Source organism: Vibrio sp. Y29_XK_CS5 (assembly GCF_024181835.1).
GTDB classification, from domain to species: domain Bacteria; phylum Pseudomonadota; class Gammaproteobacteria; order Enterobacterales; family Vibrionaceae; genus Vibrio; species Vibrio harveyi.
This window is the reverse complement of record NZ_JAMZAM010000001.1, coordinates 1,547,164-1,562,301: the sequence shown is the minus strand read 5'-3', so window position 1 is coordinate 1,562,301 and position 15,138 is coordinate 1,547,164. Positions and strand designations below refer to the sequence as shown.

Below are 15,138 nucleotides of genomic sequence, written 5' to 3'. Positions count from 1 at the left end.
AAACGGTTAAGCAGGATTATTATGATTAGATTGAGACCATCAAAACTGACAATGTGCATCGCGGCTGGTTTGCCGATACTTTCCTACGCGAAAGACACCAGCCAATTGGAAAAACTTGACAGTGACTCTCTGGGTATTGAAGTTAAAGCTCACGAACAAACAGATAACTCGCGCATCTACTTAGATCAAGGTGCGATTTGGGTAAGCCGCGACATTATGCGTTTTGACCCAGTGCTCGACCTGAGCATCAGCAGTGATGTGGAAGTGAAAGATGGCAAGCCATTACAAGAGATGAGCTTCGCTATTACGACCAACTTTAGCTACTACGTCGATCATTACCAACTTGAGGTGTTTCGGGGTGGAGACCGCGGTTTAGTGAACCCATTAGCCGTGGTAGAAGGACAGCAATTTGCTAATGACTTCAACATTGTTTGGGACGGCGCTACCACGCAAGACTACCAATTTGAATCGAACACACAGCTGTTGTTCCGCCTAAAAGCCTTCGATAAAGACGGCAATATGGACGTGACTACAGTTGGTGTGATTGACCTTGTTGAGCCTGATTCTGAAGTTGATATTGACAAGAATGACGGCGAAGAGGATCAAAGCCGCAAACTTGGTAAAGCCCAATTAATGCGTCACAACATTCCAACTTCTGCGGGTCTGGCAAGATTCATGGGTACAGGGTTAAAAGGTGTCGACAAAGTTGTGATTGGCGAAGATGAGTTCGATGTGGAAGAAGGTGAGCTATACGCAGAGCAATACCTACCAGCAGACGCTTATTTATTCCCAACTCGCGTGGTGTTCGACAATGGTGAAGAGCGCCGTTATCAGCTTTATGTACGTATTCCAGATGAGTATTGGGTACAAGCGGGTCTTGCTGACTTCTACATTGGTAAAAACAAGGTCACCGGTAACTCAGCGGCATTGGCCGTCGACGACCAATACCAAGATGACATCTACAACCAAGGACGCTTAGCGTACTTTGGACAGGGTAAGTTTGGTGACAAACTCAGAATTACTACTCACTTTGATACCAAAGAGAGTGACGTTCGAGACATGTTTAAGCACCCGTTTGCCTCTGATTCATCCAGTGTATTCGACATTCTAGAAGACGACGATGAGATGTATTACGGCAACTACGGTGACAGTTCGAACATCTACAAAGTGGTCAATACCAAAGGTAAGGTTTACCTCAACGTCGAATACGATAAATCCAATGTGTTGTGGGGTAACTACAACACAGGAATTACGGGGACAGACAACAACGATTACAACCGTAGCTTATATGGTTTCAAAGGTGATTACCGTACTCGCTCTACCACCAAGTTTGGTGAAGATCGCCTGAACATCGTTGGTTTTGCGGCTGAATCGGACTCGCTCTTTGCTCACGATGAATTCTTAGGCACTGGTGGTTCGTTGTACTTCTTGCGTCATGGTGAAGTGGTTCCGGGCAGCGACAAGGTGATGGTGAAAGTTGTTGACCCTGATAGCAGCATTACGGTTCAGGAAATGCCACTGCAATCGGGACGAGACTATGAAATCGACCCGTATCAAGGTCGCATCATTCTAACCAGACCACTAAACAACATCATTTCTGACAACTTTGGTTCGGTTATCAACGACCAGCCTTCTTCTGGCTACGACAACTATCTTGCGGTGGATTATGAGTACGTGCCTCAAGGCACTGATGCGATAGATTCTATGACTGCTGGTGGTCGCGTGAAAGGTTGGGTGAACGATTACATCGGCATCGGGGCAAACTACCAAACCGAAGAAAAAGACAATCAAGACTACGAAGCATACGGCACAGACTTAACCTTGCGTGCTTCAGAAGGCACCTATTTAAAAGCCGAATTCGGGCACAGTAAAGGTCGACAAACTGATTCTAACTACGTCTCTTTAGACGGAGGTTTAACTTTCACCCCAATTGGCAATAACGCAGAAGATCGCGAAGGTGATATCTACCAAGTGAAAGGGGTGATGAACCTATACGATCTCGCTCCGAACGTCTTTTCTGCAGTGGGTAACGACGTCAAAGCTTGGTATAAATCCAAAGATGCAGGCTACAGTTTTGCCAGTCAAGATGACGACTTAGAGCAAGAGTCATACGGTACCGAAATTCGTTTCCAAGCCACTGACCGAGTTGCAGTAAAGACGCGCTTTACCTCGGTTGAAGAACGTGAATCAGACGGTGATTTACGCACCGATACCCAACAAGCGGAATTGGAAACACAAGTTAAGGTTACCAAACACATCAAGATCTCGGCGGCGGGTAAACAAGTTGAAGAGCTAAACAACCAAGATGAAAAAGGCAAAGGCACCTTAGCGGGTCTGCGTGCTGACTACATCTGGGATAGCGATAACAACGTTTATATCAAAGGTCAGAAAACCGTAGGTCAAACGGATGAATACGACGAGAACGACAGCGTCACTCTGGGTGGTGAAACCCGGATTCTAGAAGACTTTGTGGTAGGTGCTGAATACACCACTGGCGATCGTGGCGATGCCGCAGAAGCGAGTGTGACGTATGACGTAACCGAAGATTACAGTACGTATTTAACCTATGTAGATGACACATACGAAGGCAAAAACAATGTGATTGTTGGTCAGCGTGCAGACCTAACTTCTACGGTTGATTTCTACCAAGAAAACCAATTTGTTGATGAAAACAACGGCAAAGGTCGTATTGACTCGTTTGGCTTTGGTTACGACATGAACGACGACATCGACATGGGCATCGGCTACCAAAAAGGCGAAATCGAAGACGAACAGAAGATCACCACAGAGCGCCAAGCGGTGAGCGTTAGCACTTCGATTGATATCGATGACGTGCTGTTCAAGAACAAAGTGGAGTACCGTGTCGACAAGACCGATGATTCTGCAGACCCAGATAAGAAACGTATCGACCAATGGGTGACGACTAACCGTTACACGCATCACCTGACGGAAGAGTACACCTTATTTGGCAAGTTCAACTACTCGCGCTCTGAGAGTAAGTCGAGCGATAAAGTATTGGCTCGCTTTATTGAGTCGACGGCAGGACTGGCGTATCGCCCAATCTACAACGACCGTTTGAACTTGTTATCTCGCTACACCTATTTGGTGGATTTCGACCAGCTCAACCGCGATGTAGATTACAAAGATGAAGAGAGCCATATCATCGAAATTGAAGGTATCTATTCGTTGGATGCAAATTGGGATTTAGGCGCGAAATACGCATTCAAGGACAAACATGAAATCTTCACTCGTCAGTCAGGCGAAGACATTCCTGTCGATAGCAAAATTTCATTGTACGGCTTGAGTGCATCTTATCGTGTCATGAAAGATTGGGATGTTACCGGCGAGTACCATTGGAAGACGGACAGCACCTACGATGAGCTAGAGCAGGGCGCATTGGTTTCCGTTAACAAACATTTGAGTGATAACTTCAAAGTCGGCGTGGGTTACAACTTCTCGGGCTTTGATGGCAACCTAGCGAATGATGACGATTACGACGCATCAGGCGTGTTCATTAACCTAGTTGGTAAGCTATAAGAGGGCGATATGAAAACGACGATTCGTTTGTTAAGTGGCATGATCGCAGGGGCAATATTGGCAGGTTGTTCGGCGGATGCGTATGTAAGCCAAGAGAACCGAGAAAAGTTTGCGGACGTGAATGTCTCCAAATTTCTTATCAGTGAATGTTTGGCGCCGCAGCGCGAAATTCATATCGCGGTTGCCGAACATTTCGATTTCGATAAGTCCACCATTCGTGAAGCCGATGCGGCAAGTCTAGATGCGTTCATCCATGATATTCAAGGCTTGAGTGGGCGCATCACGATTGTTGGTCATACCGACTTTAAAGGCTCTGATGAGTACAATGAGAAGCTGTCTATGCGTCGTGCTGAATCGGTAGAAGCGTATCTTCAGCAACAACTCAACCCAGAGCAATACGATTGGGAAGTGAAGCACTTTGGTGAGTCGCAGCCGCTAGCGTTGAGTAAATCGGATCAAGCTCGCGCCGAAAACCGTCGTGCTTACGTTATGTTTGAAGAGGCGAAGAAATACGAAGAGATGCCTTTCTGTGAGCCGCCAAAACCAGAACGCAAGATCTACATGGCGATGACACCACACTTTGATTTCGATAAGTCGGAATTAAAACCGGAAGACCTTTCACAATTAGATGACTTCATCGCCAAACTGCAAGGTTTAGAAGGTAGCATTATGGTGGCTGGTCATACCGACCAAGTGGGCTCGCTCTCTTATAATGAACAACTGGCGGAGCGAAGAGCGCAAACCGTAGTGGCGTATCTCAAGACGAAACTCGATCCATCGCAGTTTGTGTGGGAGGTAAAAGCCTTTGGTGAGCTTCAACCTGTGATCAACGAAGAATCTCCAGAAGCCAATGCTTTAAACCGCCGTGCGTTTATCGTATTTAAAGAGAGCGAACTGGGGCAACCGACGGAATAATTTGGTAAGGTTGTCCTCTCGCAAGCTAGCTACCTACCTGTTTTCATAGCGGTAGTTAGCATACAAAGGTCAACCTATCCAAACCAAACAGGGAGTCGGGTAATGGAGAAAGTGCAGTTAGTCGTCGATTTTCTTCTCACTCACAAAATTTTATTTTCCGCATTAATCCTGCTGTTCATCATTGTTCTGCGTCGTTTGATTCTGTCTCGAATTCGTGGCGACGATGCCTTCATTACGGAAGAACAACGCAGTTGGATGTCGAGAACCAAAAACGGTACGTTCGCTCTTACGCTGATCCTGTTGTTCATCTTATGGCAATCAGAAATCAGCGAGTTCGCCCTAAGCGTTACCGCGATTGCAGTAGCGATTGTTGTCGCATCTAAAGAGATTATTCTTTGTTTTACTGGTTCGATTCAACGAGCCAGTTCTCGTTCATTTCGCATTGGTGACTGGATTGAAGTCGGTAAGCTATGTGGCGAAGTAATTGAGCACAATATGATGGCGACAGTGATTCAAGAAATCGACCTGCATCATGGGCAATACCACTTCACAGGAAAAACCGCGACGTTGCCTAACAGCATGTTTTTCACCTACCCAGTGAAGAACCTCAACTTTATGAAGCGTTACGTTTACCATGACTTTTCTGTTGTGGTGAAAGACTTCGTCAACCTATACCCAATTTTGCCATTACTGACCGATAAGATTGACGAACATTGCAGTTACTTTGCTGATGTCGCGCATCGCTACAACGCGATGATTGAAAAACACGCCGGTGTCGATCTTCCGGGTGCAGAGCCGCATATCCATATCTCAAGCAACATCAATGGTGAGCAAATCGTGCATATCATGATTTTCTGTCCAACGGACAAAGCCAACCACTTAGAACACCTGATTCGCAAAGACTTTATGGAGCTGTATGAGCAACGATTCCCGATGAATCCGGAACACTGAGTTCTCGCTCAATAATCATCACCTCAATGTTAACCCTCACCAATCAAAGGTGAGGGTTATTTTTATTGTCCATTTGTCGTTACGATAAAATATCTTAATGGATCGAGGCGCATATAATCGTTAAATTACGCCCGCAATCTGTCCTCAGACAACTTCCGCTTGTTGCTCAAAATACACAATAAAAACATCAATTAAGACTACTCAGATAGTCCGTACCGTAATGGTTGGCTCCCCACGGGCTCGACGACATAACGGTAAAGGTTGCACGCATGGCTGTTTATTAAACCGCTGAATCTCTTCATAACATTACTATTAAGATGCTTCATGCAAACTGGCTTTAAAATCAAATTTTCGCCTTCTCAACGTCTATTCGCATTGATGGGGCAGTGGCAGTCAGCGTCGAAATCCTATTTAACGGATTTGGCGTCAATCGCATTGCTGCTGTTACCTTTGATTCTGTCTAATGCGTTGGCAGTTTTTTTTGGACACGTATTCCGTTTTACTGGCTTAGCGGATTTTTCCCAACTGCTGTTTCATGTATCAGATATCCTGATCAACTTATATCCAAGTGCATTCTGCGTCGTGGCGGGTTACTACCTTTCCCATAAAACCAACGTTTCGAGTGCCGTGTTCATCATCTATTCGTTGATCATGTTCTACTTGATCTCAATAGAGAATGGCAGTCTTTCACAGACTTACATGTTACCGAACAACCCATTGTTGGCGTTATTGAGCGCGACAATGACGTATGTTTACTGCAGCATTTTCAAGATACGTCTGTTAGAACCCCAAGCCCTCGACTTTTCATCACGACTGCTTAAGCACGTGGTGCACTTTTTCTTATTTGTGCTCATCGCGTTGGTGATGTCCCATTTCACGGCGATCTTTATGGCGTTGTCAGGTGGCATGGTTCGTGAGCTCGGCGTAGACCCGCTGACATTCAAAGGTGGTTTGATCTATCAAACTGTGCTGGGTTTACTTGGCTCGATTGGCATCAATGGGCACAACCTGTTGTTTGCGATTAAGCAGCAGATCTTTGCCGCAACCGAAGCCAATGTAATGGCGTGGCAGGCCGGAGAGGCGTCACTGAATGTGATTAGCCAAGGCTTTTACGACGCATTTATGTCGATGGGCGGATCTGGCAACTCGATCAGTTTGCTTTTCTGTGTGCTGATGTTTGCTAAAGAGCGCAATCATTTGATGCTTGCTCTGGCAGCGATGCCTCTGGTGATCTTTAACATCAACGAGGTTTTGTTGTTTGGTTTGCCAATCATCTTCAACCCGATTTTGATCATTCCTTTTGTGCTCGTGCCGTTAGTGAGCTTTGTCATCACCTTTTTGTGCATTTCATCGGGGGTGGTACCGCCGGTAGAGAATATTGTGAACTGGATGACACCACCCTTGTTCAGTGGCTATATGGCGATGGGGAATCAAATAGAAGGTTCGATTCTTCAAGCCTTCATCATTGTATTGGGCATCTTCATCTATCGACCGTTCTATTTGGCGTACGCAGGAAAATACTCAGCACAGTTTCGCGCGAATACGGCTTATACCGGTATCGAAAGCTCGATATTTAAATCACTGCTAAGTAACGTAAAGGCGTCGAACAACTCCAGTATCAGTAAGTCGACGGCGCAGAAACGCTTAACCACGATTTTGCGTGAAGGTGAGTTAGTGATGTTCTATCAAAAGCTCCAGTCGACCAAAAACGTCAGTGAGTTTTCTTATGAAGCGCTACTTCGTTACATCGATAAAGATGGCACGTTATGCCCGCCGACGTTTGTGAGTGATTTTCAGATGCTCAACTCGATGCCATTGCTGGATAAGTTGGTGATAGAGAAAGTCTTGGCAGACATGCAGAAAATGCACTTATCGAAAGATCGTCGTATTGCCATCAACATCGCGGTGGCGACGATAGAACAAGAAGAGTTTGTGCCGCATTTGCTTTCGCGTTTAGCCCATTACGGTATTTCTCCTGAGTGGTTGGAAATTGAAATCACAGAAGAAGCGATTCTCAGCAATAAGGTTTTTTTGATCAAAACAATGGAAGCGCTTCAGGCACAGGGTATTCGTATTGCAATGGATGATTTTGGTACAGGCTATGCGTCGTTTCCACACCTGCTGAAATACCCATTCGACAAGATCAAACTAGACCGTTCACTTTTGTTGGATGCAAACAATCAAAAGGGCAAAGATCTCTACAAGTTGGTTGCGAAACTAGGTCACATCACCCATTGTGAAGTCGTGGCAGAAGGGGTGGAGACGCAAGCGGAATATGACTTTGTTAAACGCTGCGGCGTGGACAAGGTGCAAGGTTATTTCTTTGCTCGTCCATCGCCTTTATTAGACATTCTTGGTGAACAGCAAGAAAAACCATTTCTATCGTCACAATTACAAAGTCGAGTGGAAATATAGACTTGCTGGCGCTAATGTGCGCCTCCTTGCTTAAATAGCAGGCGAATTAACGAACGACGTTGACCTTAGAAGCAACGCGTTTCTATCAAACGAGAGAGTACCGAGGGGCTTAAAAGGTGCTCTTTCTGTTTGGTCGATTACAACAAGTTGGCTGTGGCTACCCTTGTTGAGTGACTATTCGCAACTTTGAACGATCAACGCTTTGTTACTCGAATGATACCGTCCTCGACGTGTTTGTCGAAACTCTCCCTCATTGCGAAACAAATTAAATGGATTTAATTGCGGCGAATTTCTTGAGCGGCTCTTTGAGTCGTACTTTGATGGATTAACTGAGCCAAATGAACAATCGATACATTAATCGGCTTTTTACTGTAATTTCTTCCAACTTATACATTAATGGTTTGTGTAACGTCTTAGTGATGTTGCTGCCTGTTTCATTGATTTCTGCATTCAGTACATTGTTAAGCAATCTACTGATGATCGCAGGCTATGAACAACTTGGTATGACTGTTGGGGCAGCAAGCGCCATTATTTGGAAGCTATTTCCCATTTTGCTTCTAGTGTACTTCTCGCAGTTCCTTTCCTCTTTGCTAAAAGTCTCGCGAGTAAACGTGATAACGCCTTCGTTGATGATTTACTTTATCGTCTGTAACGAATGGGGCTTATTGCAAGATGGTACTGTTGTTCCGAGTAACTACCCATTAGCGATTCTGGTTCCGACAGTCGTCGCTTGGTCTGTACGCTTCATGCAAAACCGCAGATGGTTTATGCGTTCCGATTTACCAAATGTGGTGGATCAATCATACAACCTCATCATGGCGACCGTAGTCTTGGTGGTTGGTTACACTGTGTTGGGCTATGCACTTGGACAGGCATTCTGTGCCGCTGATATTGCCGATCTGTTACTGCCGAAACTAGACCCAAACTCGTTGCTTGATGGGATCATTTATGAGTTTGTGCGTAACCTATTTTGGTCGATTGGCATCAATGGTCACATCATTTTTGCCCCTTACAAGTCAGAGCTTTATGAGGTAACTCGTGTCGCGATAGAAAACCACGAAGCGCTGGGCACACCACTGCCAATTTTAACCACAAACTTCTTTGATTTTTATGCAGGAATGGGTGGTGCAGGGAACACCATTTCGTTGGTGCTGTGTATGCTGTTTCTGACTAAAAATCGCAGTTATAAAGCCTTGGCGGCAACAGCACTGGTGTTGAGCTTGTTTAATATTAACGAGCCCATTATTTATGGCTTACCCATCATGTTCAACCCAGTCATGATTGTGCCATTTTTAATCGCACCGGTTGTGGGGTTAGTCATCGCGTATATTGCAACAGCAATGGGGTTGGTGGCACCGATTACCGAGATCGTTAGCTGGATGACTCCGCCGCTCGCCAGTGGTTACATCGGGACTGGTTACACATGGACTGGTGTGGTATTACAACTGATCATCATCTTAGTCGGTGTGCTGATTTACTATCCGTTCTTCAAGCAAATGGACAAGATTGGGAATGCGAATACGTTGTTTGCAAAGTCAGTCTCTGATGATTTTTTCAATTACGAGGGATTAGACAATGGCAAAGTCGCTGGGGCATTTTTCCCTGAAATTACCAATAAGTTCGCGGCACAAAAACGTATCAGTGATCTGAAAAAGCATGGCGAGTTCGTGTTGTTCTACCAACCGCAGGTTAATGCTCGCACAGGGGAGATTCGGTCGCTTGAAGTACTGATTCGTCACCGCTCAGAAACGGGCGAGATCACGCCTCCAACGTTTCTTGAGGACTTTGCCAAAGTCGGCTTAATGAGTGAGTTGGATTTATGGGTGGTTGAGACCACACTGCGTGAAGTGGCGCCTTTGGCGAATCGACCAAATTTTAAGGTCTCGATTAACTTATCTCCAGAAACTTGCTTGGTGCCAGACTTCACCGAAAAAGTATTGACGATGATTAACGAAAGCGCGTTGTCTTGCTCGCAAGTTGAGTTTGAAATTACTGAAGACATGTTGATTCAAGATGAGCATCGTACACACCGTGTGTTGAGCACACTGCGAGAAGCGGGGGTGAGGATTGCCTTGGACGATTTTGGTTCAGGTTATTCGTCAATTGGGTACTTGTCGAAATACGATTTTGATAAAGTGAAAATAGATCGTTCGTTGGTGCTTAATCTCAACAACAAAAATGGTCGTGAGCTGTTTAGGTTAACGGCGAAACTCGTAAAAATTACTGGTGCTGTTACGGTGGCAGAAGGCATAGAGACAGAAAGCGAACTGGAGTTTATGGCAGAGCTCGGTATCGATCTGATCCAAGGCTTCTATTTCTATCAACCAATGCCCTTCGACGATGTTGTAAAGCTTGAATACAGTCAGCGAGAAGAGAGTCTGGATTACGATCACTTTGCATTTTAAGGCCGAGGTGAGCAGATACAAAAAAGGGAAGCGCTCAGCTTCCCTTTTCTTTTAGGTTCAATTTATGTCGCTCTAAGAATCTCAAACTAGAATACTTAGATGAAGGCGTGATTATTTGAACTCGAATTTACCCTGCATGATTGCCCAGTGACCTGGGAAAGAACAGAAGAACGAGTAATCGCCTCCCGGAGTCATCTTCTCAGTGCTGAACGTGATAGAAGTGCTTTCACCACCGCCAACCACTTTAGTGAAGGCATAAACACGGTCATCGTTTGGTTTCACGTAGTTGTTTTCTAGACCAGCAGACATGCCTTCTGTACCCACTGCTTGAAGGTTTGCCGTATCAGTAATCACCACGTTATGACCCATTGATTGCGCAGGCATTTTACCAGTGTGGTTCAGCGTCAGTTTCACTTCTTTACACGTCGCTGGCACGCTCAGTGTTTTGGTCGAAAACTGCATCATATCGTTAGCATCGATGGACACTTCACACTCTGCGCTTGCTTGCGCGCCAAAGCTTAATCCAACTAGTGCAAAGGTTGCTGCTACTAAACGTAAAGACATATAACACTCTCCATATTTTATTTTTGGGCTGACTTGGATTCAAACCGATCCAATGCATCTCATTATCATCGAATATTCCAATTGAAACCGTGCTTCAATCCGGATATTGACGTTTTGTTGCAAAGTTATACTTATTGTTTTCACTGGATGATCATTCATACGCCTTATTTTGAACGCTTCATTTAAGAAGTGTGAAGACGATCTTTATAACCACCTCAGATGCCTATTTGTGTCTTCAGAACGCCCTGATTTTGGCGCTTTTTTCGCTAACATGTAACTAAGTGTTTCAAGTGTTTTTATTCTGTAACTTATTGATTTTCAGATGCATAAAAGCAAAGTAAAGACAAATTCTTATCTCGATTGTCACCAGAAAATAGATTTGTTTTATCCAGTGCACACTTTCTGAATTTTGAACTAGAGTCCCAGTTTTTTGTTTGCTTACCGATTGCGTACGAAATGTCGTCAAATTGACGCGAAAAGACGCTTTATTTTTGGCACTTTTACACCTGTAAGTTGGGTTACATTTAGTTACATCTGTCCGCTGCGACGCGAAAAAAGTCCCCCTCTATAATGCCTTTCCTTTTTATTGTTGTTTGTATAAGTCCTTAATTATGAGAAAGAATACGCTAGCGATCATGCCAAGTGTTTTAGCACTGGCGATCGGTATGGGGTTGCCTGCTGCACACGCAGGAGTGATCACAGACGCAACTATCGTCGGCTCAGAAAGCCAGTGGTGGAACACTTACAAAGTGATCCTAACTAACGACGGTTCAAAGCCAGTTGAACTTCGTGATGCGAAAGTGACGTTTGATTCAAACCTATCAATGTCGACCCCCTCTTGGTCTGCGACTGGCATCAGCTACCCGGGCATGAAATTCACCAGCGACGCACAAGGCAACGTCTTCAAGAACACGCTCGCGTTGGCTTTTGATAGCGGTAGCTGGGTGAAATCACAACTTCCGGCAGGTGAGCGTATTGAGCTAACTCTGGGTGTGAGTGGTGTATTGGATCTGACTCTTCTTCAAAATACCATTCGTCTGATCGCTGATGACGAAGGTGAAGTAGGTGAACCAGAAATTTCTCTTCAATTAGCTTCGCCAGTGAACGGTGCTGAGTTTGAAGAAGGTCAAGCGGTTGCCATGCTAGCGAACGTTACGGCAACCAACACCAGCGTTAAAGCTGTGACTTTCTTTGTCGACAACAAACAAGTTGCTCGTGTAACGCAAGCCCCATTCCAAGCAACTTGGACTTCTGTTGGCGCAGGCACTCACACGATCAAAGCTGTAGTAGAAGACACCTCTGGTTTAACCCAACAACAAGCGGTCAGCATTTCGGTAAAAGAGAAGCCAGTTGAGCCACCAGTGGTACCTGAAGTCCATGAGCTAACATTCGTCGCGCCTACAGAGGGTCAAGCATTGATGGTGGGTCAGGCAACGACGATTAAAGCCCGTGTTGATGGTGAATTGATCTCTAAACTGGAGTTTTGGGCGAATGACCGCAAGTTAGGTCAACGTAACATCGCTGCAGGTCAAACGACGTATTCTCAATCTTGGACGCCAAATGAAGTGGGCAATGCGACACTTAAAGTGGTGGTTCTCGATCAGAACAACCAAATGGTCGAGCAACGCAGCATCGCAGTTGCAGTTGAAGCAGCCCCAAGCTTTGTTAAGCCAGAAGTGAGCTTCTCTTCGCCTTCGAACGGTTCTAAGTTTGAAAAAGGTGAAGCGGTATCCATTTCTGTTCGTGCAACGGATGCTGATGACGATTTGTCTCGCGTTATCGTGAAAGCAAACAACAAGCAAATCTGTGATTTCAACGCATCAACTACAAACCAGTTCTCTTGTAACTGGACGGTGTCAGAAGTCGGTGCAGTTAAGCTAGAAGCGATCGCAACAGATGCTGAGAATCTAACGGCGACAGCACGTGTAAACATCACAGTTGAAAAAGTAGAAACACCGACGCCTCCGCCAACAGGTGGACTATGTGTTGATTTTAATGTGTACCCAGACTGGACTCGTGGTGATCACGCAGCAGGCGGCGACATTATGGTTCATAAGAACATTGCCTACTCAGCGGTGTACTGGACTCAATCTGTTCCTGGCAGCGATAGCTCATGGTCATTACATCTAAACTGTGATGGTACTGAGCCGGGTACAGCGCCAGCGCTATCATTGCGTAACCCAATGGACCCAGTGCGTCTAGAAGTGGCAGGTTGGCCAAACACATTCGTAGTGGCGAGCCCATCCACTCAAGCACCAAGCACACTGACTATTGCAGCAAGCAGCAGTGATGCGCTCACAGACCTAGAGCAACTGACACGTTCGTTTGTGTCGGCTATCGAACAAGCAGAGAACGCGGGTACTGCATCTGTCGTGATTCGATCGGATGTTCTGGATCTCGCTACGCAAGACAAAGGTGCATCGTTTGGTGCCGTTGCGGTTAAACAAGCACTGACGAATGCCATTGATATCACGGGTAGCCGTATTGATATTGATGCGATCAACGCACTGAGCGATGACGTGAAAGGCTGGGCACATGCTTACAACTTGATCTTCACAACCCTTGCGCCACAAGCGACATTTGGTTGGTCATTAAGCATTGGCGAGTTTGCTTACGATACCCACTCTGGTCGTCAGTCTGTATGGGATGAAGCGTCCGTTTTCACGGCAGATCTACTTGATAGTTTCGAGCTTTACAAAGCAGATGCTGCGAACAAAGCTGACTTTGTGGTGTTTACTAAATCGAATGCAACCACGGCACTAACCAGCGAGCAGTGGCATCACGCACTTGAATACGTAAAACAGGTAACAGATTACGTTGATGCGCCTGCGATGCTAGCGAACATGCCGACAGAGCAAACCGCAAATTACTTCATGGGCAATACTCAAACCGATCAGCAAATCCGTAAAGCTGCGTACAGCAACGTATTTGCATTGATGTTTGATCAAGACTATCAAGCCCTAACCAGCAAAATTGAGCTTTACCAAACGGCGAAAGTGCCACTGTACTACGTAGGTGAAGAGTTAGAGAAAGGTTCATTGACTCGCATTGAAGCGCTAAACCAAGAGTTAGCAAATGCTGAAAGCGTAATGGATAACGAAGCCTTCCTATACGAAACGCCACAGTCTCAGTGGGTTCCGTCAACGGTTTACAAGTGGAACGACTTCCTAGATGGCTTGAACGCAATGCACAACATTGGTGTGGCGGGCAACAAGTTCTGGTTGATGAACGATGAAGTTGATGATGCAACCAACATCAAATACGCGAAAGTCGCGATTGCTGCGTTCCTTGCACAAAGTATGCAAGAGACCATTCGCTACAACGCGTGTGATGAAAACAACTGGTCTGAAGTGAAATACGGCGCGCCTGCGGATTACCCAATGACAGCAAGTTGTGGTCAACTGGGTCAGAAATACGCAGATTACGGTGTAAATCCAGTTTCAGGTTTAGATCATGCGTACTCTTGTCCTCGTGATGACAAGATGGAAGTCAGTGCGTTGACTCATGCGAAATGGTATGGTGCTCCAGCTCCAGTCTTTGCAGCACCTGATGCAGTACTTGAAGAGCGCGGTCTATTGGTGAACGGTGCAGCAGGTCGTTGGACAAACAACGGTCACTGTAACGATGTTCCAGAAAGCGTAGATACGTCTAAGCAAGTTTGGGAACGCGACGAGTGTAAGACGTACGTTGGTCAGAAAGCAGGTAAGTTCATTTGGGACGGCAGCAGCCAAGAAAGCGTTGAAGGCTGTGGCTGGTGGGGTCGTGGTGTAATCCAAACCACAGGTCGTCAGAACTTTGGTACGCTTAACCACTACCTAGGTCGTTCGCACGTTGATCCATCAACCATTGGTAAGACAATTGATGGCGTAACGGTAGAAGCGCCACCGGCGAACCCACTTTATGCTGAGCTAGACTTCTGTTCTAACCCAGGTCTGATTTGTAGCTCGGAAGAGAACAAAGAGATCAAGTGGATCGCAGGTCTGTTCTACTGGGTAACGTCAGTTCAGGCATACAACGATGAAGGCGGTCAGTACGCGGATTGGAACTACCACAATGAGCTGAAGAAGTATGTAGATAGTGGTCTGCAAGGTTCTCAATTTATCGATGACGTTTCAGGCATCGTTAACCGTGGTTGTCCGGACCTGACGTGTTCGACAGGTGATGTTCACAATGTGAAAGAGCGCCGCGAGAACTTCAAACTGGTACTACAAAAGCTAGGTCTTGATCCTCGCTAATTAAGACAAAGCAACATCAATGAAGAAAAGCCATCACCGAAAAGTGGTGGCTTTTTTGTTTTTAGCATTTGGCTCAGATGCTTAGTTTTTATTATTACTAATTCGTAATAGTCATT

General features: G+C 45.6%; 7 protein-coding genes. 6 read left to right on the top strand and 1 reads right to left on the bottom strand.

Annotated features, from left to right (window positions below):
* The first annotated feature begins 21 nt into the window (after positions 1-21).
* From NL647_RS07005 to NL647_RS06985, 5 genes are all read left to right on the top strand, one after another.
* Positions 22-3,537 (top strand): hypothetical protein, encoded by a 3,516-nt coding sequence (locus NL647_RS07005; RefSeq protein ID WP_253649890.1) that lies wholly within the window; start codon positions 22-24, stop codon positions 3,535-3,537.
* 9 nt (positions 3,538-3,546) lie between these two features.
* Entirely contained in the window at positions 3,547-4,452 is a 906-nt protein-coding gene (locus NL647_RS07000) for an OmpA family protein (RefSeq protein WP_253649889.1), read from the top strand.
* A gap of 102 nt (positions 4,453-4,554) precedes the next feature.
* The gene (locus NL647_RS06995; RefSeq protein WP_005452782.1) at positions 4,555-5,403 is read left to right on the top strand and encodes a mechanosensitive ion channel family protein; all 849 of its coding nucleotides are present in this window, start codon (positions 4,555-4,557) and stop codon (positions 5,401-5,403) included.
* A gap of 324 nt (positions 5,404-5,727) precedes the next feature.
* Entirely contained in the window at positions 5,728-7,818 is a 2,091-nt protein-coding gene (locus NL647_RS06990; RefSeq protein ID WP_253649888.1) for an EAL domain-containing protein, read from the top strand.
* A 338-nt stretch (positions 7,819-8,156) separates the two neighbouring features.
* Positions 8,157-10,223, top strand: a complete 2,067-nt coding sequence (locus NL647_RS06985) for an EAL domain-containing protein (RefSeq protein WP_017818530.1) — start codon at positions 8,157-8,159, stop codon at positions 10,221-10,223.
* 111 nt (positions 10,224-10,334) lie between these two features.
* Here the strand turns inward: NL647_RS06985 and azu are convergent, their stop codons facing one another.
* Positions 10,335-10,787, bottom strand: a complete 453-nt coding sequence (gene azu / locus NL647_RS06980) for an azurin (protein WP_005452777.1) — start codon at positions 10,785-10,787, stop codon at positions 10,335-10,337.
* 611 nt (positions 10,788-11,398) lie between these two features.
* Between azu and NL647_RS06975 the strand changes: the two genes are divergently transcribed.
* Positions 11,399-15,022 (top strand): Ig-like domain-containing protein, encoded by a 3,624-nt coding sequence (locus NL647_RS06975; protein ID WP_253649887.1) that lies wholly within the window; start codon positions 11,399-11,401, stop codon positions 15,020-15,022.
* The last annotated feature ends 116 nt before the right edge of the window (positions 15,023-15,138 follow it).